24 protein-coding genes are annotated in these 22361 nt (G+C 61.2%); 2 read left to right on the top strand and 22 right to left on the bottom strand.

Going from position 1 to position 22361, the window contains the following annotated elements; all coding sequences use genetic code 11:
- Positions 1–292: 292 nt before the first annotated feature.
- A complete protein-coding gene (gene leuA / locus ACNFCJ_RS21385) occupies positions 293–1963 on the top strand; it encodes a 2-isopropylmalate synthase (RefSeq protein WP_416773518.1) in 1671 nt (556 codons plus the stop codon).
- A gap of 84 nt (positions 1964–2047) precedes the next feature.
- On the opposite strand, the gene ACNFCJ_RS21380 is transcribed toward leuA, so the two are convergent.
- From ACNFCJ_RS21380 to trmJ, 22 genes are all read right to left on the bottom strand, one after another.
- Positions 2048–2503, bottom strand: a complete 456-nt coding sequence (locus ACNFCJ_RS21380) for a hypothetical protein (protein WP_143507548.1) — start codon at positions 2501–2503, stop codon at positions 2048–2050.
- Between the two features lie 17 nt (positions 2504–2520).
- Positions 2521–3303, bottom strand: coding sequence for an amidohydrolase (locus ACNFCJ_RS21375; RefSeq protein ID WP_416773517.1), 783 nt, complete (start codon positions 3301–3303; stop codon positions 2521–2523).
- Positions 3304–3377: 74 nt separating this feature from the next.
- On the bottom strand, positions 3378–4526 hold the full coding sequence (locus tag ACNFCJ_RS21370) for a pyridoxal phosphate-dependent aminotransferase (protein ID WP_416773515.1): 1149 nt from the start codon (positions 4524–4526) through the stop codon (positions 3378–3380).
- Between the two features lie 141 nt (positions 4527–4667).
- A complete protein-coding gene (gene der / locus ACNFCJ_RS21365) occupies positions 4668–6143 on the bottom strand; it encodes a ribosome biogenesis GTPase Der (protein ID WP_212631703.1) in 1476 nt (491 codons plus the stop codon).
- 97 nt (positions 6144–6240) lie between these two features.
- Positions 6241–7392, bottom strand: a complete 1152-nt coding sequence (gene bamB / locus ACNFCJ_RS21360) for an outer membrane protein assembly factor BamB (protein WP_106734657.1) — start codon at positions 7390–7392, stop codon at positions 6241–6243.
- Complete coding sequence (locus ACNFCJ_RS21355; RefSeq protein WP_343349331.1) at positions 7385–8023, bottom strand: tetratricopeptide repeat protein; 639 nt, start codon at positions 8021–8023, stop codon at positions 7385–7387. Before ACNFCJ_RS21355 ends, bamB begins: the two co-directional genes overlap by 8 nt.
- Positions 8024–8055: 32 nt before the next feature.
- The gene (gene hisS / locus ACNFCJ_RS21350; protein ID WP_416773512.1) at positions 8056–9342 is read right to left on the bottom strand and encodes a histidine--tRNA ligase; all 1287 of its coding nucleotides are present in this window, start codon (positions 9340–9342) and stop codon (positions 8056–8058) included.
- A gap of 20 nt (positions 9343–9362) precedes the next feature.
- A complete protein-coding gene (ispG, locus tag ACNFCJ_RS21345) occupies positions 9363–10475 on the bottom strand; it encodes a flavodoxin-dependent (E)-4-hydroxy-3-methylbut-2-enyl-diphosphate synthase (RefSeq protein ID WP_106734654.1) in 1113 nt (370 codons plus the stop codon).
- A gap of 3 nt (positions 10476–10478) precedes the next feature.
- A complete protein-coding gene (locus tag ACNFCJ_RS21340) occupies positions 10479–11462 on the bottom strand; it encodes a RodZ domain-containing protein (RefSeq protein WP_416773510.1) in 984 nt (327 codons plus the stop codon).
- Entirely contained in the window at positions 11459–12220 is a 762-nt protein-coding gene (pilW, locus tag ACNFCJ_RS21335; protein WP_179574322.1) for a type IV pilus biogenesis/stability protein PilW, read from the bottom strand. Before pilW ends, ACNFCJ_RS21340 begins: the two co-directional genes overlap by 4 nt.
- Before the next feature lie 13 nt (positions 12221–12233).
- Positions 12234–13382, bottom strand: coding sequence for a 23S rRNA (adenine(2503)-C(2))-methyltransferase RlmN (gene rlmN, locus ACNFCJ_RS21330; protein WP_179574323.1), 1149 nt, complete (start codon positions 13380–13382; stop codon positions 12234–12236).
- Positions 13383–13408: 26 nt separating this feature from the next.
- Positions 13409–13840: a nucleoside-diphosphate kinase gene (gene ndk / locus ACNFCJ_RS21325; protein ID WP_003459696.1), complete on the bottom strand. Its 432-nt coding sequence runs from the start codon at positions 13838–13840 to the stop codon at positions 13409–13411.
- 101 nt (positions 13841–13941) lie between these two features.
- A complete protein-coding gene (gene iscX, locus ACNFCJ_RS21320) occupies positions 13942–14142 on the bottom strand; it encodes a Fe-S cluster assembly protein IscX (protein ID WP_037001993.1) in 201 nt (66 codons plus the stop codon).
- Between the two features lie 106 nt (positions 14143–14248).
- Complete coding sequence (fdx, locus tag ACNFCJ_RS21315; RefSeq protein ID WP_416773507.1) at positions 14249–14590, bottom strand: ISC system 2Fe-2S type ferredoxin; 342 nt, start codon at positions 14588–14590, stop codon at positions 14249–14251.
- Positions 14591–14593: 3 nt separating this feature from the next.
- Positions 14594–16459 (bottom strand): Fe-S protein assembly chaperone HscA, encoded by a 1866-nt coding sequence (gene hscA / locus ACNFCJ_RS21310; RefSeq protein ID WP_416773505.1) that lies wholly within the window; start codon positions 16457–16459, stop codon positions 14594–14596.
- A gap of 45 nt (positions 16460–16504) precedes the next feature.
- Positions 16505–17026, bottom strand: coding sequence for a co-chaperone HscB (gene hscB / locus ACNFCJ_RS21305; protein ID WP_256836763.1), 522 nt, complete (start codon positions 17024–17026; stop codon positions 16505–16507).
- 9 nt (positions 17027–17035) lie between these two features.
- Positions 17036–17359 carry an iron-sulfur cluster assembly protein IscA gene (gene iscA, locus ACNFCJ_RS21300; RefSeq protein WP_017675181.1) on the bottom strand — a complete coding sequence of 108 codons (324 nt, stop codon included), beginning with the start codon at positions 17357–17359 and terminating at the stop codon, positions 17036–17038.
- 13 nt (positions 17360–17372) lie between these two features.
- A complete protein-coding gene (gene iscU, locus ACNFCJ_RS21295) occupies positions 17373–17759 on the bottom strand; it encodes a Fe-S cluster assembly scaffold IscU (protein ID WP_017362576.1) in 387 nt (128 codons plus the stop codon).
- 74 nt (positions 17760–17833) lie between these two features.
- Positions 17834–19048 carry an IscS subfamily cysteine desulfurase gene (locus ACNFCJ_RS21290; RefSeq protein WP_099526567.1) on the bottom strand — a complete coding sequence of 405 codons (1215 nt, stop codon included), beginning with the start codon at positions 19046–19048 and terminating at the stop codon, positions 17834–17836.
- A gap of 30 nt (positions 19049–19078) precedes the next feature.
- Complete coding sequence (iscR, locus tag ACNFCJ_RS21285) at positions 19079–19570, bottom strand: Fe-S cluster assembly transcriptional regulator IscR (RefSeq protein WP_143507536.1); 492 nt, start codon at positions 19568–19570, stop codon at positions 19079–19081.
- Between the two features lie 137 nt (positions 19571–19707).
- Complete coding sequence (gene cysE / locus ACNFCJ_RS21280; RefSeq protein WP_143507535.1) at positions 19708–20487, bottom strand: serine O-acetyltransferase; 780 nt, start codon at positions 20485–20487, stop codon at positions 19708–19710.
- Positions 20480–21259 (bottom strand): tRNA (cytosine(32)/uridine(32)-2'-O)-methyltransferase TrmJ, encoded by a 780-nt coding sequence (gene trmJ / locus ACNFCJ_RS21275; RefSeq protein WP_416773530.1) that lies wholly within the window; start codon positions 21257–21259, stop codon positions 20480–20482. Before trmJ ends, cysE begins: the two co-directional genes overlap by 8 nt.
- Before the next feature lie 143 nt (positions 21260–21402).
- Between trmJ and suhB the strand changes: the two genes are divergently transcribed.
- Positions 21403–22218, top strand: a complete 816-nt coding sequence (gene suhB, locus ACNFCJ_RS21270; protein ID WP_143507534.1) for an inositol-phosphate phosphatase — start codon at positions 21403–21405, stop codon at positions 22216–22218.
- Positions 22219–22361: the final 143 nt, after the last annotated feature.

The raw sequence follows: 22361 nt of genomic DNA, 5'->3' as shown, positions 1-22361 counted from the left end.
AGGGACGGGGGCGAGCCTGTGCACGCCCCCTGGAAACACGATTCGCCGAAAACATCACTTTCAAAGCAATAAAATCCGCCAACAAAAGCTATCCAGCAATAAATCAGCGTTTTTTAAGCAAGCATTGCCATATCCACCTGCTATGGATAGGGTGCCCACATGAAAAACATCTTTCTCGTCCGCCAGCTCGCATGCCTGCGACTGGTCAGCCCGCGACTGCGAAGCCCCGCCTGAAACCCCGTTTCATGGCCGCCCGGCCTCGTGTTCGACTCCCATTTCGCAGGACCCGCTCATGACCATGCTCAAAGACCCGTCGAAGAAGTACCGCCCGTTCACTCAGATCCAGATTCCGGACCGTACCTGGCCGGACAAGATCATCGACAAGGCGCCGATCTGGCTGTCCACCGACCTGCGCGATGGCAACCAGTCGCTGATCGAGCCGATGGATGCCGAGAAGAAGATGCGCTTCTTCAAGTGCCTGGTGGCCGTGGGTCTGAAGGAAATCGAAGTGGGCTTCCCGTCCGCCTCGCAGACCGATTTCGACTTCGTGCGTGAGCTGATCGAAGGCGGTCACATTCCAGAAGACGTGACCATTCAGGTGCTGACCCAGGCCCGTGACGACCTCATCGAGCGCACCTTCGAGTCGCTCAAAGGCGCCAAGAAGGCCATCGTCCACTACTACAACGCCTGCGCACCGAGCTTCCGCAAGATCGTCTTCAACCAGGACAAGGCCGGCGTCAAAGCCATCGCCGTGGCCGCTGGCACCACCATCAAGCGCCTGGCCGATGCCGCGCCTGAAACCCAGTGGGGCTTCGAGTATTCGCCGGAGGTGTTCAGCAGCACCGAAATCGACTTCGCCGTCGAGGTGTGCAACGCAGTGATCGGCGTGTTCCAGCCGACCCCGGCGAACAAGCTGATCCTCAACCTGCCGGCCACCATTGAGTGCGCCACGCCGAATAACTACGCCGACCAGATCGAGTGGTTCGGTCGTCAGGTCGACCGCCGTGACAGCGTGCTGATCAGCGTACACACCCACAATGACCGTGGCACCGGCGTTGCGGCCTCCGAGCTGGCCGTCATGGCCGGCGCCGACCGCGTCGAAGGTTGCCTGTTCGGCAATGGCGAGCGCACCGGCAACGTCTGCCTGGTGACCCTGGCGCTGAACCTCTACACCCAGGGCGTCGACCCGGAGCTGGACTTCTCCGACATCGACGCCGTGCGCAAGGTGGTCGAGGACTGCAACCAGATTCCGGTGCACCCGCGCCACCCGTACGTCGGCGACCTGGTGCACACCGCTTTCTCCGGCTCGCACCAGGACGCCATCCGCAAGGGCTTCGCCCAGCAGAAGGACGATGCCCTGTGGGAAGTGCCGTACCTGCCTATCGATCCGGCCGACATCGGCCGTGACTACGAGGCGGTGATTCGTGTGAACAGCCAGTCCGGCAAAGGCGGCATCACCTTCCTGCTCGAGCAGGAATACGGCATCAGCCTGCCACGTCGCATGCAGATCGAGTTCAGCCAGGTGGTGCAGCGTGAAACCGACCGCCTCGGCCTGGAAATGACTGCCGCACAGATCTACCAATTGCTCGAGACCGAGTACCTGCAAGCGCGCAGCCCCTACGCCCTGAAAGGCCATCGCCTGCAGGAAGAGAACGGCACCAGCGCGGTGGATGTGGAAGTCATCGAAGGGAGTGAGAACCACCATTGGCGTGGCATCGGTAAAGGTCCACTGGAAGCGCTGGCTGCCGCGCTGCCGGTCGCCGTTGAAGTCATGGACTACAGCGAGCACGCCATCGGTGCCGGCACCAACGCCAAGGCGGCTGCCTACATCGAACTGCGCGTCAATGGCGGTCGTGCCCTGCACGGCATCGGGGTCGACGAGAACCTGACCACCGCAAGCTTCCGCGCCCTGTTCAGCGCCTTGAACCGCGCCCTGAGCCAGGCCGAGTCGCAAGCGGCCTGAGCCTTCAGCGCCACTCACAAAAACGCCGGGCATTGCCCGGCGTTTTTGTATGCGTAACCCGGATGAAATCCGGGAACTTGACACTCAAATATCGAAAATCATCAGCACCGCGAACATCAGTGCGGCCAGGCCAATGGTGAACATCAGGCCAATACCCGCCGCCCGCCAATTGGAGAGGTACGCACCACCTGCCTCGGCATGCTGCTTGAGATCGGCCTCGATCAGGTTCTTGGCCAACATGATCATCGCCATCAGTTGCGCGATGGCGAAAGGCAGGGCGGGTACCTCCTCGGGCAACACGAAAGCCAAGACCAAGGTGACGATCAGAAGCACGACGGAAATGCCCCAGACCATCGCTACTCGATCTGCCTTGCCGAGCAATTGCAGGTTATGCGCCAGCAGCCATGCACCGGCCAGCGGCGTACCGATGAAGGTCGCCAGGCCAACGCCTGCGATGCTGTAGAGCGGCAACTGAGTGGTGGTGCTCGGCTGCAGGTCAGCCTGCGGCGTCTGGAAGGGATTGCTCTGTTGCACGTCCATGTCATGTAGCTCCTTGTTCAGTTGAATGTGAAAGCGTCCGCGTCCAGGTGCGCCGGGAAGCGCTCGCGATAGGTACTCAGAGCATCATGCGACAGCCGAGTACGGAACACACCATCGCCCTCGCCTGCCGTCAGCAGCGCCTCGCCCTGGAAGTCCAGCACCTGAGAGTCGCCAGTATAACCGTGGCCCTTGCCGTCCTCGCCAACGCGGTTCACAGCCGCGACGTAGCACAGGTTCTCGATGGCTCGCGCCGGCAGCAGGCGGTTCCAGTGCTGACGACGCGCGCCCGGCCAGTTGGCGGTATACAGCAGCAAGTCGGTACCGCCGGCGTCACGGCTCCAGACGGGGAAGCGCAGGTCGTAGCAGATCAACGGGCGCACGCGCCAGCCGTTTAGGTCGAACACCACCTGCTGATCGCCAGCGCTGTAGTGCTTGTGCTCACCGGCCATGCGGAACAGGTGGCGTTTGTCGTAATACGCGAAAGAGCCATCCGGGCGCGCCCAAAGCAGGCGATTACGGTAGCTGCCGTCAGCGGCCTGAATGATCAGACTGCCGCAGATCACCGCGCCGATACGCTGCGCCTGCTCGCGTAGCCAGATGCTGCTGGGGCCAACCTCAGGCTCAGCCAATTCGGCCGACTCCATGGAAAAACCGGTGGTGAACATCTCCGGCAGGATCACCAGGTCAGCGCCACGGGCCTGTTCCAGCAAGGTCTGGAAGTGCTCGCGGTTGGCGGCCGGATCGTGCCAGGCCAACGTGGTCTGGATCAGCGCCAGTTCGAGATCGGGTTTGTTGTTCATTTGTAGGCCTCGCTCACCGTAGGGCGGGTGAAACCCGCCAACACCTCAGAGGCGGGTTACACCCGCCCTACCCCTCATACCGCGCTGAGTTTCTCCGCCGCCTGGCGCAGGGTTTCCTCGCGCTTGGCGAAGCAGAAACGCACCAGGCGCATATCCTTGGGCGCTGACTGATAGAACACCGACACCGGAATCGCCGCCACACCATGCTCGCGGGTCAGCCATTCAGCCATGGCCACGTCGTCCAGATCGGGGCGAATGGCCGAATAGTCGGCCAGCTGGAAGTAAGTACCCGGCGCACGGGTAAAGGTGAAGCGCGAGCCGGTCAGCAGATCGCAGAACAGGTCGCGCTTGGCCTGATAGAAGGCCGGCAGTTCTTCGACATGCTCCGGGTGCGCCGCCATGAAGTCGCCCAGGGCATGCTGCAGCGGCGTCACCCCGCAGAAATTGACGTACTGGTGGATCTTGCGCAGCTCGGCGGTCAGTGCAGGTGGCGCCACCACGTAGCCGGTCTTCCAGCCGGTGACGTGATAGGTCTTGCCGAAGGAGCTGACCACGAAGGCGCGCTGATACAGCTCGTCGTGGGCCAGCACGCTGGCATGCCGCTGGCCGTCATAGATCAGGTGCTCGTATACCTCGTCGCTGATCACATGGATATTGCGCCCACGAATCAGCTCGGCCAGCTTATCCAGGTCAGCGCGGGTCAGCAGCGCCCCGCTCGGGTTGTGCGGGGAGTTGAGGAAGATCAGCCGGGTACGCGGCGTGATCGCATCGGCCAGACGCTGCCAATCGACAGCGAAGTCCGGCAATGCCAACGGCACATGCACGCAACGCCCACCGGCCAGTTCCACCGACGGCTCGTAACTGTCGTAGCAAGGGTCAAGCACGATAGCTTCATCCCCTGGATGAATCAGCGCCTGCACCGCGCAGAAGATCGCCTCCGTGGCCCCCGGCGTGATGGTGATTTCGCTATCGGCATCGCGCTGCACGCCGTAGCTGCGGGCGAGCTTGGCCGCCACCTGCTGGCGTAGCGCGGGCAAGCCGGTCATTGGCGAATACTGGTTGCGCCCTTCCATGACGTGGCGCGCCACGGCCTCACGCAGTGCCTGGGGCCCGTCGAAGTCGGGAAAGCCCTGAGACAGGTTGATCGCGCCAACGTCGGCAGCGAGCTGGGACATGCGCGTGAAGATGGTGGTGCCGACGTTGGGCAGTTTGCTGGCGAGCATCGCGACTTCCTGGAAGAACAAGGCAAGCCGCGAGGATAGCCGAAGGGCGCAGCAGGCGGCACCTGCGCTGCTTATGAAAAAGAGTTTGAAGCTTATGCCGTGCGCGCCGGGCGATACCCGGCGTGCAGGGGCCAAAGGCGATTACTTGCGCTTGTCCTTGCGCTTTTTCTCGGCCTTCTTGTGGTGGCTCATCAGCCGGCGCTTCTTGTTCACCTGACGGTCGGTGAGCTTGTTCTTGTTGCCCTCGTAGGGGTTCTCGCCGCCCTTGTACTCGATGCGAATCGGCGTACCGACCAGCTTCAGCACACGGCGGAAGGTGTTTTCCAGGTAACGGGTGTAGGCGCGCGGCACGGCGTCGACCTGATTACCGTGGATCACGATCAGCGGCGGGTTGGCGCCACCCAGGTGGGCGTAGCGCAGCTTGATGCGGCGACCGTTGACCAGAGGTGGCGCATGGTCGCTGACGGCATCTTCGAGAATCTGCGTCAGGCGGCTGGTCGGCCAGCGGGTGATCGCCGACTTGAACGAGGCCTGCACCGACTTGTACAGATGGCCCACGCCAGTGCCGTGCAGGGCGGAAATGAAGTGGATATCGGCGAAGTCGACGAAGAACAGCCGGCGCTCCAGCTCGGTCTTCACATAATCCTTCTGCCCCTGGTCCATGCCGTCCCACTTGTTCAGGGCAATGACCAGAGCGCGGCCGCTTTCCAGCACGAAGCCGAGCAGGTTGAGGTCGTGGTCGACCACACCTTCGCGGGCGTCCATGACGAACACCACGACGTTGGAGTCCTGAATGGCCTGCAGCGTCTTGACCACGGAGAATTTCTCCACAGCCTCGAAGATCTTGCCGCGACGGCGCACGCCGGCAGTGTCGATCAGCGTGTACTTCTCGTCGTCGCGCTCGAACGGAATGTAGATGCTGTCGCGCGTGGTTCCCGCCTGGTCATAGACGATGACCCGCTCTTCACCGAGCATGCGGTTGACCAGGGTGGACTTGCCGACGTTGGGGCGACCGATGATGGCCAGCTTGATGCCGTCCTTCTCGCTCGGGCCGGGAATGCGCTTGGCCTCCTGGCCTTCCAGCACTTCCTCCTCTTCGGCACCCTCCTCCGGCTCGCCGGCGTCCTTGGGGAACGCGCCGAGCACCACTTCGAGCATCTGGGTGATGCCACGGCCATGGGCACCGGCAATCGCCAGCGGCTCGCCCAGGCCCATGGGGCTGAATTCGGCGCGGGCCAAGTCGACATCGAGGTTGTCGACCTTGTTCACCACCAGGAAGCTCTGCTTGTTACGACGGCGCAGGTGCTCGCCGATCATCTGGTCGGAGGCAGTCATGCCTGCGCGCGCGTCCACCAGGAACAGCACGGCATCGGCCTCTTCGATGGCCTGCAGCGACTGCTCGGCCATCTTCGCGTCGATGCCTTCCTCGTCACCGGAAATACCACCGGTGTCGATCACGATATAGGTGCGCCCCTGCCACTTCGCCTCGCCATACTGGCGGTCGCGGGTCAGACCGGACAGGTCGCCGACGATAGCGTCGCGGCTGCGGGTCAGGCGGTTGAAGAGCGTGGACTTGCCGACATTCGGCCGGCCCACCAGGGCAATTACGGGAACCATCAGGCTCTCCACTCGGTTAATTCAGAAAATGCAAAGGCCGCTGCAGGGGCAGCGGCCAGGGTGTTTCATGCTGTCGGGTTACCGGCAGCATAGCGTGTTACTTGATGGTCAGTGCCACCAACTTGCCGCTGTTACCGTAGACGTACAACCAATCACCCACCACCAACGGCTGGGCACGCAGGCCGTCGCTGTCGATGCGGGTACGGCCGACGAAGCGACCATCGACCTGGCTCAGCAGGTGCAGATAGCCTTCGAAGTCACCCACGGCGACATAGCTGGAGAATACTGCCGGGCCCGACAACTGGCGACGCGCCATCGAATCGTTGCTCCACAGGGCCGAAGCGCTGCGCTCATCGATACCTTCGACGGTGCCGTTGGCCATGCTGACATAGACGTTGCCGAAACCTTGAGCGACGCCAACCGAGCTGGATGCCTCGCGCTGCCAGAGTACGCGACCGGACTCCAGATCCATGGCCGCGACACGGCCCTGGTAGCTCACCGCGTAGACGGTGCCGCCGGACAACAGAAGGCCGCCGTCGATGTCGACAACACGCTCCAGTTCGGAACGACCCTGCGGGATGGCGATACGCTGCTCCCAGACCGGCAGGCCGCGCTGGGCGTCGACCGCAATCACCTTGCCGCTGGACAGACCGGCGACCACCAGGCGGTTGGTCACCAGCGGAGCGCCAGTGCCGCGCAGGGTCAGTACGGCCGGGGTGTTTTCGACGATCCAGCGCTGGCTGCCGGTGCTGGCATCGAAGGCAATCAGACGGTCGTCCTGGGTCTGCACCACGACGATATCGCCGTTGCTAGCCGGCGCAGCCAGCACTTCGCTGGTAACGCGCGAACGCCATTGTTCTTCACCGTCACTGGAGTCCAGGGCGATCACTTCACCCTTGAGGGTACCCAACAATACCTGGCCGTAGCCGACACCGATGGCGCCGGATACCGGGATTTCAAGCTTCTTGCGCCAGATGACCTTGCCGCTGGTGCGGTCCATGGCCATGACCAGACCTTCGACATCAGCGGCGTAGATCACATCACCGTCGATGGCCGGCACCAGCATGTTGAAGGTATCGCCTTGACCATCACCAACGGAGCGGCTCCACTCGGTACGCAGCTCGACTTCGGCGTCGAACTTGGTCAGTTCGGCGGGCGGCAGTTCCTTCTTGCTATTGCTGCTGCAACCCACGGCCAGAACGGCCAGAGCCAGCAGTGCGGCATTCTTCCAACGCATCACGTCACGCATCCCCTTTTGCCAGGTCGTCCAGCTTCATCTGCAGACCGCCAACAGCGGCGTCTTCGGCCAGCGCATCCTTGGCCTTCTGATAGGCGGCGTGCGCGTCATCGCTGCGACCCAGCTGTACCAGCAGATCGCCCTTGAGTTCTTCGCGGCTGGCGAGGAAAGCGTCCTCGACCTTGGCATCGAGCAGCTTCAACGCATCGTCAGTCTTGTCCTGGGCTGCCAGAACACGGGCCAGACGCTGACGCGCCAGCTCACCGAGCGTGGCGTCGGCCGGCTTGTCGAGCACGCGCTGCAGCGCGGCAGCGGCATCGTCGAGACGGTCGGCTTCGACGGCGACCTTGGCGACGAACAGGTTGCCGTACTGGGCGTAGTGGCTACCGCCAAACTCACTGTCGAGCTTGCCGGCCAGTTCGGCGACTTTAGCAGCATCGGGCTTACCGGCTGGGTCCAGTGCCGTTTCCAGCAACTGCTGATAAAGCACCGAGGCGCTTTGCGCCTGATTGTCCTGATACTTCTGCCAGCCCTGCCAGCCGAATACAGCTACCAGCGCCAATACGCCGCCGGCCAGCAAAGGCTTGCCGTTACGATCCCACCAGTCCTTCATTTGTGCGATCTGTTCGTCTTCGGTCTGCATGTCTAACCCCGTACTCCTAATCGAGAACCTGCTCAGGCCTGCTGGCAGGCAGCCAGATGCTCAGCCAGAGCATCCCAGGCAACACTTTGTTGTTCACTGTCGTCACGCAGCGGTTTGCAACCTACCACGCGCCCAGCCAATTCGTCGTCCCCCAGAATCAGCGCATAGCGTGCGCCGCTCTTGTCGGCCTTCTTGAACTGGCTCTTGAAACTGCCACCACCGGAGTTGAGCAACAGGCGCAGTCCCGGCAATTCGTCACGCAGACGCTCGACCAGCGCCAGAGCAGCCAGCTCGGCAGCCTCGCCAAAGGCACAGATGTAAACATCGGCCGCACGGTTGAGGTCAGCCGGTAGCAACTGCAGGGTTTCCAGCAGCAGCACCAGACGCTCGACACCCATGGCGAAGCCGACGCCTGGCGTGGCCTTGCCACCCAACATGGAAACCAGGCCGTCATAACGACCACCGGCGCACACGGTGCCCTGGGCACCGAGCTTGTCGGTGACCCACTCGAACACGGTGCGGTTGTAGTAATCCAGACCGCGCACCAGCTTGTGATTGATCTGGTAGCGAATGCCGGCCGCATCCAGGCGCGCCTTGACGCCCTCGAAGTGCAGGCGCGAATCCTCATCGAGGTAATCGCCCAAGGTCGGTGCGCCTACCAGCGCGGCCTGGGTCGCCTCGTTCTTGCTGTCGAGGATGCGCAGCGGATTGGTAGTCAGGCGACGCTGGCTGTCTTCATCGAGCTGATCGAAGCGCTCCTGCAGGTAGGCCACCAGGGCATCGCGATAGGCGGCACGCGCCTCACTGGAGCCCAGGCTGTTGAGCTGCAGCGTCACTGCGTCGGCCAGGCCGAGCTTCTTCCACAGACGCCAGGTGAGAACGATCAGCTCGGCATCCACGTCCGGCCCCGGCAGGTTGAAAGCTTCCACGCCGACCTGATGGAACTGGCGATAGCGACCTTTCTGCGGCTTCTCGTAGCGGAACATCGGGCCGGCGTACCACAGTTTCTGCACCTGGCCGCCGCCGGAAAGACCATGTTCGAGCACGGCACGCACGCAACCGGCAGTGCCTTCGGGACGCAGAGTCAGGGATTCTTCGTTGCGATCAAGGAAGGTGTACATCTCCTTGTCGACCACGTCGGTACCTTCACCGATACCGCGAGCGAACAGCTCGGTGTACTCGACGATAGGCAGGCGGATTTCCTTGTAGCCATAGCCATCGAGCAGGCTGACCAGGGTACTTTCCAGGTAACGCCAGGCAGGCGTCTGCTCCGGCAGGATGTCGTTCATGCCACGAATGGCTTGCAGGGACTTGCTCAAGTGTATTCCTTACGCACGGATCAGCCGCGCACGATCACGGCCGCATCGGCGGCGACCTTTTCGGCCGCCTTGTCGCGGATGAGCTTTTCCAGCTCGTCCACCAGGTTTTCATTGGTCAGCTTCGAAGCGGGCTTGCCGTCGATATAGACCAGGTTGTTCGGGCTGCCGCCGGTGAGGCCGATGTGCGCCTCCTTGGCTTCCCCGGGGCCGTTGACCACGCAGCCGATCACGGCCACGTCCAGCGGCACCAGTAGGTCCTCGACACGCGTTTCCAGCTCGTTCATGGTCTTGACCACATCGAAGTTCTGCCGCGAACAGCTCGGGCAGGCGATGAAGTTGATACCGCGAGAACGCAGACGCAGGGATTTGAGGATATCGAAACCAACCTTGATCTCCTCCACCGGATCAGCAGCCAGAGAGATACGGATGGTATCGCCAATGCCGTCGGCCAGCAGCATGCCCAGACCGACTGCCGACTTGACCGTGCCGGAGCGCAGGCCACCCGCTTCGGTGATACCCAGGTGCAGCGGCTGCTCGATCTGCTTGGCCAGCAGGCGGTAGGCTTCTACAGCCATGAAGACGTCGGAGGCCTTCACACTGACCTTGAAGTCGGGGAAGTTCAGGCGGTCAAGGTGTTCGACATGACGCAGCGCCGACTCCACCAGAGCTTCCGGGGTCGGCTCGCCATATTTCTTCTGCAGATCTTTTTCCAGTGAACCGGCATTGACGCCGATACGAATCGGAATGCCCTTGTCACGGGCAGCCTCGACCACCGCCCTGACGCGATCCTCGCGGCCGATGTTACCCGGGTTGATCCGCAGGCAATCGACGCCCAGCTCGGCCACGCGCAGGGCAATCTGGTAATCGAAGTGGATGTCGGCCACCAGCGGAACACGCACCTGCTGCTTGATCCGGCCGAAGGCCTCGGCAGCATCCATGTCAGGCACGGAAACGCGCACGATATCAGCGCCGGCATCTTCCAGGCGACGGATCTGTGCCACGGTAGCGGCCACATCGTTGGTGTCGGTATTGGTCATGCTCTGCACGGTGATCGGCGCATCGCCGCCCACCGGTACCGAGCCAACCCAGATCTTGCGCGACAGTCGGCGCTTGATCGGCGATTCGCAATGCATGCTTTACAACCCCAGTTTCAGGCGCGCGGTTTCGCCGGTCATATGCGGCGCAACGTCCACGCTTTGGCCGTTGTAGGTCACCTGGGCGCCACGGGCAAAGCCCAGGCGCAGCTCCATCGGTGCTTTGCCGGTCAGTTCGATGCTTTCGCCACTGCGCTTGAGCGCGCTGACCAGGACCTTGCCATCGGCATCGGTCACTTGTGTCCAGCAATCAGCAGTGAACTGTACGTTCAGCGCAGCCTGCCCGGCTGGAACGGCAACAGGGGCGGCAGGCTCCGTGGCAGGCGCTGTTATATTGGCAGCAACTGCTGGCTCATTCGCCACGGCGGCTGCCGGAGTTTCTGGCGCGCTTTCCGGCGCAGCATCTGAAGCTGCAGGCTGTTCTGCGACCGAGGACTCTTCCGGTGCCTCACCCGGCTCGACTGGCAACAGCAGAGGGCTGCCCTGCTCGCCGCCCTGAGCATCGACTACCGCCTGGTCTTCCGGCTCGGCAAGCGAATGAACCTGGGTGGTACCGTCGGCCCCCTCGACTTCTACATGTTCCAGGCCCAGGTCAGCCAGGCTGGCACCTGGGCGCCCCTGATCCTGCCACCAGACAAAACCGCCGCCGATCAACGCCAGCAACAACAGGAAACTCACCAGGCGCAGAATGCTCTGCGAATAACGCACAGGCTCTTCGATACGACCAAGAGCATGCACGCTACTGCCAGTGGCATCGGTACCGGTGAACTGATCGAACTCCATCACCAGCCGGTTCTGGTCCATTTCGAGTAGCTTGGCGTAGGCACGGATATAGCCACGCGCAAAGGTGGTGCCCGGCAGCTTGTCGAAAGCGCCGGCTTCGATCTGGGCCAGACGTTGTGGCGTCAGGTTCAGCTGGGTTGCCACTTCGGCAACACTCCAGCCTTTGTCTTCCCTGGCCTGGCGCAGGGTTTCACCTGGATTTGTCGGCATCGGCTGAGCCACTTCGCTATGTGCCGCGTTCATTGTTGCCCCGAAACAAATTGCTGATATTCCTGAGAAGCCGGATACAGACGACGCAACTGCAAGCCAAGGCTGGCAGCACGGTCACGGTCCTCGAATACGTTGGCTAGACGCGCGCCAAGCAACAGGCTACGCGCATTCTGTGGCGCTATTTCGCTGTAGCTGTCGTAGTAACGGCGCGCTGGCACGTACTCTTTGCTCTCGTAGGACAAGATGGCCATTTCCAGCAATGCCTGTGGTTGGCGGCTACTGAGGCGCAGGGAACGTTGGAAATACTCCTTGGCTTGCTCACGCTGGCCGAGCTGCAGAGCGGTCATGCCCAGATTCTCGAATACCCGCGAGCGCTCTGGATAGAGATTGTCCTCAGCAGCTTTGAGATAGGTGCTCATGGCCTCCGGATAACGCTTCTGCTCGAACAGGAAACCACCATAGTTGTTTAGCAGACGGGCGTCCTTCGGGCGCTGGGACAACGCTTTGCGAAAATGCTCATCGGCCAGCTTCGGCTCCATTTCCAGCTGGAACGCCATGGCCAGCGCGGCATGCGCATCCGCATTGGAGGAGTCCAGATCGAGTGCGTTCTTCAGCGGCACCTTGGCGCGCTGGGTATCACCTTGCTGGATATAGGCAATCCCCAGTTGTACGTAGGCATCACGTGCCTTCTCACGTCCTTCAGCCGTACGCATAGGGTCAACATCGCCGGTGGTCACACAACCAGCAAGCAGGCTGACAACGAGCAATAACAGCGCAGGGCGCAAGGTCATAGGCATCCTCTCTTCAATTTCGATTGGCGGCAGTGCGAGGCTCTTGCGCCTCGTTGCCCAGCTGACGCACGGCGATGTAACGCTCACTGCGCCGAGTACGGTCCATGACCTGGCCAACCAATTGGCCGCAGGCAGCATCGATATCGTCACCACGCGTCGTGCGCACCGTGACGTTATGACCAGCCTTGTGCAACAGGTCCTGGAAGCGGCGAATGGCGTTATTGCTCGGCCGCTCGTACCCCGAGAAGGGGAAGGGATTAAACGGAATCAGGTTGATCTTGCAAGGTACATCGGCCAGAAGTGCGATCATCTGCTCAGCGTGCTCAGGCTGATCGTTGACGCCTTTGAGCAGGGTGTACTCGATGGTCAGCACGCGTTTCTCGCCCAGCTTGGAGACGTAGCGCTTGCAGGCCGCCAGCAGCATGTCCAGCGGGTACTTCTTGTTGATCGGCACCAGCTGATTACGCAGTTCGTCGTTGGGCGCGTGCAACGACAGCGCCAGGGATACGTCGATGACTTCGGCCAGCTTGTCGATCATCGGCACCACGCCGGAGGTGGACAAGGTCACCTTGCGCTTGGAAATGCCGTAGCCGAGGTCGTCCATCATGATCTGCATGGCAGAGACGACGTTGTCGAAGTTCAGCAGCGGCTCGCCCATGCCCATCATCACCACGTTGGTGATGGCGCGATCGATCTTGGCGGGCACGCTGCCGAAGGATTTGTTGGCGATCCACACCTGGCCGATGATCTCGGCACTGGTCAGGTCGCTATTGAAGCCTTGTTTGCCGGTGGAGCAGAAGCTGCAATCCAGGGCACAACCGGCCTGGGACGAAACACAAAGCGTGCCGCGACCGTTCTGCGGGATATAGACGGTTTCCACACAGCTACCCGACGCCACACGCACCACCCACTTGCGCGTGCCATCGGCAGAAATATTTTCGCTAACCACTTCCGGGCCGCGAATCTCGGCAGAGGCCTCGAGCTTTTCGCGCAAGGCCTTGCCGACATTGGTCATGGCGGCGAAATCATCGACGCCAAAGTGGTGAATCCACTTCATTACCTGGCCGGCACGGAAGCGCTTCTCGCCGATGGACTCGAAGAACTGTTCCATTTCCGGCTGGGTCAGGCCCAGCAGGTTGATCTTGCCGGTGGTATTGGTCATGGCTTCACCCTCGCTTCAATCGCCAATCAGCGAATGCGCGCGCACTGCTCGGTAGCGGAGAAGAAGTAAGCGATCTCGCGCGCAGCGGAAGCTTCGGAGTCCGAACCGTGAACAGCGTTTTCGTCGATGGAAACGGCGAAGTCAGCACGGATGGTGCCGGCAGCGGCTTCTTTCGGGTTGGTGGCACCCATCAGTTCACGGTTCTTGGCAACGGCGTTTTCGCCTTCCAGAACCTGAACGATGACCGGGCCGGAAGTCATGAAGGCAACCAGATCCTTGAAGAAGCCACGCTCACTGTGCTCAGCGTAGAAACCAGCGGCTTCGCGCTCGGACAGTTGCACCATCTTCGAAGCGACAACGCGCAGGCCGGCTTTTTCGAAACGGGTGGTGATCTCACCGATGACGTTCTTGGCAACGGCGTCAGGCTTGATGATGGAGAAAGTACGTTGAACAGCCATGTGAAGCTCCAGAAACTTTAGGGTTAAAGCGAAAAATTAAACCCGCGAATTATACGCGGGTTCCGGTTAAAAGCGTAGGGCGGGCGCCGTAAGCGCCTGTTTCAATCGAGCTCTTCGATCCAGGCGGCCTGTATTGCCTCCAGCACTTTCTCCCCCCCGCGTTGCGGGTCATCGGAAAACTGCGGCAAGGACACGACCCAACGGTGCAGATCGACGAAGTTCACGTAGCGCGGATCGACATCCGGCTTCTGCTCGCTCAGCTCGATGGCAATGTCCAGTACATCGGCCCATTTCAGACTCATGATCATGCTTCCTGCTTAACGTGAAAGTCGCGTAGCGACAACTTCCTCTGGGCCCTTCTCCCTTTGGGAGAAGGTGGCGCGAAGCGCCGGATGAGGGAGCTGCCTGTCAGTGCGGCGCTTCGGCTGCGTGGTTAAGCGAATATTTGGGAATCTCGACGGTGATATCTTCCTCACCAACGATAGCCTGACAGGCCAGGCGCGACTGAGCCTCGAGCCCCCAGGCCTTGTCCAGGTAATCCTCTTCCAACTCATCCGCCTCGTTCAGCGAATCGAAACCTTCGCGCACGATGCAGTGACAGGTGGTGCAGGCACACACACCGCCACAAGCGCTTTCCATCTCGATATGGTGCCCGTGCGCCAGCTCGAGGATGGAAACACCAGGCTCAGCCTCTACCACCAGACCATCCGGGCAGAATCGCTCGTGAGGCAGAAAAATTACCTGCGGCATCAATTATTCCTCGATCTCATTCAGATTGCGCCCTGCCAGCGCGGCTTTTACCGTCGAATCCAGACGGCGAGCCGCAAAAGCGTCAGTGACCTGCGACAGCCGCTTGGTCTGCCGCTCGATCGCCAGGCCATCATTGCCCGCCAGCAAATCGCGTAACTCCTGCACCTGCAGTTCGATGACCTCGCGTTCCTCGGCATCCAGCAAACGCTCGCCATCGGCCTGCAGCGCCGCCTCGACCGCCTCGATCAAGCGCTGACCGTCAACCTGCTGCTCACGCAGCACGCGGGCAGCCTTGTCGTCTCCAGCATTCTGGAAGGAGTCCTGCAGCATGCGTGCAATTTCGCCATCGGTCAGACCGTAAGACGGCTTGACCTGAATGCTCGACTCGATGCCGGAGCTCAGCTCACGCGCCGCGACACTAAGCAGGCCGTCGGCATCGACCTGAAAGGTCACGCGGATCTTCGCAGCGCCGGCCACCATAGGCGGAATGCCGCGCAATTCGAAACGCGCCAGGGAGCGGCAATCAGCGATCAGTTCGCGCTCACCCTGCAGCACGTGAATCATCATGGCCGTCTGGCCATCCTTGTAGGTGGTGAACTCCTGCGCACGCGCTACCGGAATGGTGGTATTACGCGGGATCACCTTCTCCATCAGCCCGCCCATGGTTTCCAGGCCGAGCGACAGGGGTATCACGTCAAGCAGGAGCAACTCCTCGCCGTCATCACGCTGATTGCCCGCCAGGGCGTCGGCCTGGATCGCAGCACCAATGGCCACTACCTGATCCGGATCGATATTGGTCAGCGGCGCCCGACCGAACAGTTCGCCGACGGCCTCACGCACACGCGGCACGCGGGTCGAACCGCCCACCATGACCACGGCACTGACCTCTTCCAACTCAACACCGGAATCACGTACCGCGCGCCGGCAGGCCTTGAGACTGCGCGCCACCATCGGCTCGATCAGCGCCTCGAACTGCTCGCGGCTCAACACAGCGCGCCAGTCGCCATGGCTCAGTTCGGCGCTGTCCGCCTCGGTCAGCGCCTCTTTTGCGGCACAGGCAGTCTGCAGCAGACTGCGCTGGGTCGACGGATCGAGGTCACTGGAAATACCAGCCTGCTGGATGATCCAGTCGGCTACAGCATGATCGAAGTCGTCACCGCCCAACGCACTGTCGCCGCCGGTAGCCAGCACCTCGAACACACCGCCGGTCAGGCGCAGGATGGAAATATCGAAAGTGCCACCGCCGAGGTCATAAATAGCGACCACACCCTCGGCTTTCTGATCCAGGCCATAGGCGACTGCAGCGGCAGTAGGCTCATTGAGCAGTCGCAGAACGGTCAGGCCAGCCAGGCGCGCAGCATCCTTGGTGGCCTGACGCTGAGCGTCATCGAAATAAGCCGGCACGGTAATCACCGCCCCTACCAGCTCGCCACCCAGCGCTTGCTCGGCACGCAAACGCAGCGACTTGAGAATTTCGGCGGACACCTCGACCGGACTCTTCGCCCCCTGCACCGTTTCGATGAAGGGCATGTGCGACTCGCCCGCAACGAAGCGATAGGGCAATTGTTCGCCAAGCTGATGCACATCGGCGATACCGCGCCCCATCAGACGCTTGACCGACAACACGGTGTTCAACGGATCACTGGCGGCAGCCGACTTGGCCGACTCGCCGACCTCGATGCTGGTGGCGTGATAACGCACCGCTGAAGGCAGGATGACCTCGCCGGCAGCATCGGCCAGAGGCTTGGCCAGACCACTGCGCACAGCAGCGACCAGTGAATTGGTGGTGCCCAGGTCAATGCCCACTGCCAGCCGACGCTGGTGCGGTTGCGGGCTCTGTCCTGGCTCGGCGATCTGCAATAAGGCCATGGTCTTCTTGAAATCATCAGGCAGGCTGCCGAGGCAACCCACAGGTTAATCGTCGAGGCGCTCTTCTAGTTGGCGCACTTCATGGGAGAGCTTGTCGAGGAACTGCATGCGGCGCATCAGACGCTCAGCCTCTTCGCGACGAGCATCGTCGTCCCAGCATGCCGCGAAGCACTCATTGAGCGCCTCCTGAGCGGTCTTCAGACGACGCTTGAAGGCCGCGACACCAGCCAGGTCGGCGTCGTCCTGCAGCTCTTCCAGCTCTTCGCGCAGCTGCATCTGCTGCAGGAGAAAATCCGGATCCTGCACCGTCACTTCCAGCGGCAACTCGGGGCCACGCATGGCTAGCAGGTAGCGGGCACGCTGAGACGGCGTTTTCAGAACCTGATACGCCTCGTTGAGGCAGGCCGAGCGCTCAAGCGCCAGGCGCTGCTCACGCTCACCGGCATCGGCGAAACGATCCGGATGAACCTGGCGCGCCAGCTCGCGGTAGCGAGCAGCCAGTTGATCCAGATCCAGACGAAAGCTCGGCTGCAGGTCGAACAGGGCGAAATGACAAGGATTACCCACGCGAGCGCCTCAAACGTTGAAGCTTTCGCCGCAACCGCATTCGCCGCGCACGTTAGGGTTGATGAACTTGAAGCCCTCGTTGAGGCCTTCCTTGACGAAGTCCAACTCGGTGCCATCGAGATAGACCAGGCTCTTGGGATCGATGATCACCTTCACGCCATGGCTCTCGAATACCTGATCCTCTGCCGCCAGCTCATCGACGAACTCGAGCACGTAGGCCAGGCCGGAGCAACCGGTAGTGCGCACCCCGAGGCGAATGCCCTCGCCCTTGCCGCGCCCTTCAAGAGAGCGTTGCACGTGGCGGGCAGCTGCTTCAGACATGGTGATGGCCATTACAAACCTCGTATCAGAGCAAGCCTTTCTTCTGCTTGTAGTCGCGCACAGCAGCCTTGATGGCATCTTCAGCGAGTACAGAGCAGTGGATTTTCACTGGCGGCAGGGCCAGTTCTTCGGCGAGCTGGGTGTTCTTGATGCTTTCGGCCTCATCGAGGGTCTTGCCCTTCATCCACTCGGTCGCGAGGGAGCTGGAGGCGATAGCCGAGCCGCAGCCGTAGGTCTTGAACTTGGCGTCTTCGATAACGCCACTTTCGCTGACCTTGATCTGCAGGCGCATCACGTCGCCACAGGCCGGCGCACCGACCATGCCGGTACCAACGTCAGGATCTTCGGCGTTAAGCTTGCCGACGTTACGCGGATTTTCGTAGTGGTCGATGACCTTGTCACTGTAAGCCATGTTGTACTTCCTCTCTCATCAGGTGCCGCTCTCCGGCGAACCGCTTGAAACCAAGCGATCCGCCTCGGCAGCTTTTAGTGTGCTGCCCATTCCACGGAAGAAATGTCGACACCTTCTTTGAACATATCCCACAGGGGCGACAGTTCGCGCAGCTTGTCCACGGCCTCACGGACCTTGGCAGCGGCGTAGTCGACCTCTTCTTCGGTGGTGAAACGACCGAAGGTGAAGCGGATCGAGCTATGCGCCAGTTCATCGTTGCGGCCCAGAGCACGCAGCACGTAGGACGGCTCCAGGGAAGCCGAGGTGCAAGCAGAACCGGACGATACAGCGAGATCCTTGAGCGCCATGATCAGCGACTCACCCTCGACGTAGTTGAAGCTCAGGTTGAGGTTGTGCGGCACGCGAGCAGTCAGACTGCCATTTACGTAAAGCTCTTCCATATCTTCCAACTGGCGGTAGAAACGATCACGCAGAGCCGCGATACGCTGGTTCTCTGCCGCCATTTCTTCCTTGGCGATACGGAATGCTTCACCCATACCGACGCACTGGTGAGTGGCCAGAGTGCCCGAGCGCATACCGCGCTCGTGACCGCCGCCGTGAGTCTGCGCTTCCAGACGCACACGCGGCTTGCGGCGCACGTAAAGGGCACCGACGCCCTTGGGGCCGTAGGTCTTGTGCGCGGAGAAGGACATCAGATCGACCTTCATCTTTTCCAGATCGATTTCGACCTTGCCGGTGGACTGCGCGGCATCGACGTGCAGCAGCACACCGCGCGAGCGGGTCAGCTCGCCGATGGCAGCGATGTCGTTGATGGTGCCAATTTCGTTGTTGACGTGCATGAGCGACACCAGGGTGGTGTCATCGCGCAGCACCGCCTCGACCATAGCTGGTGTAATCAGGCCGTCTTCACCCGGCTCCAGATAGGTCACTTCGAAACCTTCACGCTCGAGCTGGCGAGTGGTATCCAGTACCGCCTTGTGCTCGATCTTCGAGGTGATGATGTGCTTGCCCTTGCTGGCATAGAAATGCGCTACGCCCTTGATCGCCAGGTTGTCGGACTCGGTAGCACCGCTGGTCCAGACGATCTCACGCGGATCAGCATTGACCAGTTCGGCGACCTGGCGACGGGAGTTTTCCACCGCTTCTTCGGCCTTCCAGCCGAACACGTGGGAGCGCGAAGCCGGGTTGCCAAAGTTACCGTCGACCAGCAGGCATTCACTCATCTTCTGCGCAACACGCGGATCTACCGGCGTGGTGGCGGAATAATCGAGATAAATGGGCAATTTCATTGGGTTTCTCCTATCAGGCAAACGCCCTGCTCAGTCGATGGCAGACGCTTCAATCTTATCCAGGCGCGGCGTCCTGCCATTGCAGCGGCGCTGATCCTGGCGCAACGCGACCTCTTGAACCTCATGGCGCGCAACCAGATCAGCCAGGCTGATGCCACTGAGGAACTCATGAATCTGCTGACTGAGATCGCACCACAGGTGATGGGTCAGACAGGTGTCACCAGAGTGGCAATCACCTTGCCCCTGGCAACGCGTGGCATCTACCGACTCGTTGACCGCATCGATCACCTGAGCCACCTGAATGCCGCGCATGTCACGCGAAAGCTGATAGCCGCCACCCGGCCCGCGAACACTGGAAACCAGACTGCCACGGCGCAGCTTGGCGAACAGTTGCTCGAGATAAGACAGGGAGATGCCCTGCCGCTCGGATATATCAGCCAGGGAAACGGGACCGTGCTGTGCGTGCAACGCCAGATCTAGCATGGCGGTAACGGCGTAACGGCCTTTGGTGGTCAGTCGCATGGCTCTACCACGGAATCACTGAATTGCGACGAAGTATGCGATTCCCGAGTATTTAAGTCAACTATAAGACCGATTGATTTACTCAGGATTGACCGCAAAAAGAGGCAACATCATAGCAAATGCCGCCCCTGCGCGCATCAGGCAGCAGGCTTGTCGCCCTGCCCCTTGCACACCTCGGCGAAGTCTTCGTCACGCAATGCAGGCAGCGCCTTGGCGCGGTAGTCGCAATCCATCGAGTCCAGCGCCTTGTTGACATCCTCGAGCCGCCCGTCGACAGCATGCAGATGATCGAGCAACTGGCCGATGGCGCGCGCTACCGGGTCGGGCATGTCCTGACCGACACCATAAGCATCGAAACCGATCTTCTCGGCCATGGCCTGACGCTTGGCTTCCTGCTCGTCATCGGACTTGACGATGATTTTGCCGGGAATGCCGACCGCAGTCGCCCCTGCTGGCACAGCCTTGGTCACCACCGCATTGGAACCGATCTTGGCCCCGGCACCGACAGTGAACGGCCCCAACACCTTGGCGCCAGCGCCAACCACAACACCATCTTCCAGAGTGGGATGGCGCTTGCCCTTGTTCCAACTGGTGCCACCCAGAGTCACACCCTGATAGAGCGTGACGTCATTACCGATCTCGGCAGTCTCGCCGATGACGATACCCATGCCATGATCGATGAAGAAGCGTCGCCCGATCTTCGCCCCCGGGTGAATTTCGATACCGGTCATCCAGCGCCCGAAGTTGGACACCACGCGCGCCAGCCACTTCCAGCCCGAACGCCACAATGCATGCGCCACACGATGCAGCCACACCGCATGCAGTCCCGGATAGCAGGTCACCACCTCGAAGGCATTGCGCGCCGCCGGGTCACGGTGAAAAACGCTCTGTATATCCTCTCGAATGCGTTCAAACATCAGACTTCCCCTGTTTATGAGGCTCTCCACGCACGGCCTTCTCTGTCTCGGTAAGGATGCCGCGCAGGATATTCATCTCCAACTTGCTCACCGCACTGCGCCCATATAGCCGACGCAAGCGAGTCATCAGGTGCCGCGGCCTCTGTGGATCGAGAAAACCGATCATCACCAGAACTCGACGCAAATGTCCGTAGAAGGACTCCAGCTCATCTGCCGTCGCCGCCTGCGAATTGCGCATCGTGGTCGCCTCAAGCTTCTCCGCCTTGGTCGGCAGACTCGAAGCCGCCAACCAGGCCATGCGCACCTCATAGGCCAGCACCTGCACCGCCGCCGCCAGGTTCAGCGAACTGAACTCAGGGTTGGACGGGATATGCACGTGGTATTGACATCGCTGCAGTTCCTCGTTGGTCAAACCGGCGTATTCACGACCGAAGACCAACGCCACTTCGCTACCAGCAGCGGCCTGCTCACAACTGGCCACGCCGCACTCGCGCGGATCCAGCAGCGGCCAGGGAATACGCCGATCACGTGCACTGGTACCAATCACCAGAGTGCAACCGACCAGCGCCTCTTCAAGACTACCAACGACCTGCGCAGCATCCAGCACATCGCTCGCACCGGACGCGCGCGCCACGGCGTCAGCACTGGGAAAATCCTCCGGCGCGACCAGCACCAGACGCGACAAGCCCATGTTTTTCATCGCCCGCGCAGCACCGCCGATATTGCCCGGATGACTGGTGCCCACCAAAACGACGCGAATATTGTCCAGCAACGCAGACACTCTCAGAAACGATTAGGGCAACGATCTTACCCAAGCCCTTGTGTGATTGCCATGCGGGGTACAGACGGCGCTTCATCGGCAACGGTTTTCTGCTAACATGGCCGGCTTTCTTTAACGCCCCAGGTGAACCTCCCATGCAGCCCATGCTGAATATCGCCCTGCGCGCCGCTCGCAGCGCCGGTGAAATGATCTTTCGCTCCATCGAGCGCCTGGATGTCATCTCGGTAGACGAGAAGGATGCCAAGGATTACGTCACCGAGGTCGACAAGGCCGCCGAGCTGATGATCGTCCAAGCCATTCGCAAGGCCTACCCGACCCATAGCTTCCTGGGCGAAGAAGGTGGCGTGCTTGAGGGTAGCGGCGATGGCGCCGACTATCAGTGGATCATCGATCCGCTGGACGGCACCACCAACTTCATCCGCGGTGTTCCCCACTTCGCCATCAGCATCGCCTGCAAATACCGCGGCCGCCTCGAGCACGCCATCGTCCTCGACCCGGTGCGCCAGGAAGAATTCACCGCCAGCCGTGGCCGTGGCGCCGCCCTCAATGGCCGCCGCCTGCGCGTGAGCAACCGCAAGAGCCTGGACGGCGCACTGCTGGGCACTGGCTTCCCGTTCCGCAACGAGCAGCTGGATAACCTCGAGAACTACCTGGGCATGTTCCGTAGCCTGGTCGGCCAGACCGCCGGCTTACGCCGTGCCGGTGCCGCCAGCCTGGATCTGGCTTATGTCGCAGCCGGCCGCTACGACGCCTTCTGGGAGTTCGGCCTGTCCGAGTGGGATATGGCAGCTGGCGCCCTGCTGATTCAGGAAGCAGGCGGCCTGGTCAGCGATTTCACCGGTGGCCATGAATTCCTCGAGAAAGGCCAGATCGTTGCCGGTAACACCAAATGCTTCAAGGCCGTACTGACCGCGATCCAGCCACACCTGGCGCCCTCGATGAAGCGCTGAGCTTCCGTCGAGCAATAAAAAACGCCCCGAGGGTAATGCCAGTCAGTTAAGCTGACTGGCATTTTTATTTCTGGTCGGATACTTGGACGGCTTGGGTTTGACCGCTCGCGGATAACTGCGATCCTCACGGCGATGAGGTAGGA

Source organism: Pseudomonas sp. NY15364, assembly GCF_048068235.1.
GTDB classification, from domain to species: Bacteria; Pseudomonadota; Gammaproteobacteria; order Pseudomonadales; family Pseudomonadaceae; genus Aquipseudomonas; species Aquipseudomonas mendocina_D.
Note: the sequence above shows the minus strand (reverse complement) of the source record. Positions and strands in the feature narration are given on the sequence as shown.

What these genes read in the sequence shown, in the direction of transcription:
- ispG (WP_106734654.1), bottom strand. Translation starts at nt 10,475, where the DNA reads ATGCATTGCGAATCGCCGATCAAGCGCCGACTGTCGCGCAAGATCTGG.
- cysE (WP_143507535.1), bottom strand. Translation starts at nt 20,487, where the DNA reads ATGTTTGAACGCATTCGAGAGGATATACAGAGCGTTTTTCACCGTGAC.
- leuA (WP_416773518.1), top strand. Translation starts at nt 293, where the DNA reads ATGACCATGCTCAAAGACCCGTCGAAGAAGTACCGCCCGTTCACTCAG.
- iscR (WP_143507536.1), bottom strand. Translation starts at nt 19,570, where the DNA reads ATGCGACTGACCACCAAAGGCCGTTACGCCGTTACCGCCATGCTAGAT.
- bamB (WP_106734657.1), bottom strand. Translation starts at nt 7,392, where the DNA reads ATGCGTGACGTGATGCGTTGGAAGAATGCCGCACTGCTGGCTCTGGCC.
- der (WP_212631703.1), bottom strand. Translation starts at nt 6,143, where the DNA reads ATGGTTCCCGTAATTGCCCTGGTGGGCCGGCCGAATGTCGGCAAGTCC.
- suhB (WP_143507534.1), top strand. Translation starts at nt 21,403, where the DNA reads ATGCAGCCCATGCTGAATATCGCCCTGCGCGCCGCTCGCAGCGCCGGT.
- iscA (WP_017675181.1), bottom strand. Translation starts at nt 17,359, where the DNA reads ATGGCCATCACCATGTCTGAAGCAGCTGCCCGCCACGTGCAACGCTCT.
- ACNFCJ_RS21355 (WP_343349331.1), bottom strand. Translation starts at nt 8,023, where the DNA reads ATGCAGACCGAAGACGAACAGATCGCACAAATGAAGGACTGGTGGGAT.
- hscA (WP_416773505.1), bottom strand. Translation starts at nt 16,459, where the DNA reads ATGGCCTTATTGCAGATCGCCGAGCCAGGACAGAGCCCGCAACCGCAC.
- ACNFCJ_RS21340 (WP_416773510.1), bottom strand. Translation starts at nt 11,462, where the DNA reads ATGAACGCGGCACATAGCGAAGTGGCTCAGCCGATGCCGACAAATCCA.
- iscU (WP_017362576.1), bottom strand. Translation starts at nt 17,759, where the DNA reads ATGGCTTACAGTGACAAGGTCATCGACCACTACGAAAATCCGCGTAAC.
- ACNFCJ_RS21380 (WP_143507548.1), bottom strand. Translation starts at nt 2,503, where the DNA reads ATGGACGTGCAACAGAGCAATCCCTTCCAGACGCCGCAGGCTGACCTG.
- rlmN (WP_179574323.1), bottom strand. Translation starts at nt 13,382, where the DNA reads ATGACCAATACCACCGGCAAGATCAACCTGCTGGGCCTGACCCAGCCG.
- ndk (WP_003459696.1), bottom strand. Translation starts at nt 13,840, where the DNA reads ATGGCTGTTCAACGTACTTTCTCCATCATCAAGCCTGACGCCGTTGCC.
- fdx (WP_416773507.1), bottom strand. Translation starts at nt 14,590, where the DNA reads ATGCCGCAGGTAATTTTTCTGCCTCACGAGCGATTCTGCCCGGATGGT.
- pilW (WP_179574322.1), bottom strand. Translation starts at nt 12,220, where the DNA reads ATGACCTTGCGCCCTGCGCTGTTATTGCTCGTTGTCAGCCTGCTTGCT.
- ACNFCJ_RS21370 (WP_416773515.1), bottom strand. Translation starts at nt 4,526, where the DNA reads ATGCTCGCCAGCAAACTGCCCAACGTCGGCACCACCATCTTCACGCGC.
- iscX (WP_037001993.1), bottom strand. Translation starts at nt 14,142, where the DNA reads ATGAGTCTGAAATGGGCCGATGTACTGGACATTGCCATCGAGCTGAGC.
- ACNFCJ_RS21375 (WP_416773517.1), bottom strand. Translation starts at nt 3,303, where the DNA reads ATGAACAACAAACCCGATCTCGAACTGGCGCTGATCCAGACCACGTTG.
- ACNFCJ_RS21290 (WP_099526567.1), bottom strand. Translation starts at nt 19,048, where the DNA reads ATGAAATTGCCCATTTATCTCGATTATTCCGCCACCACGCCGGTAGAT.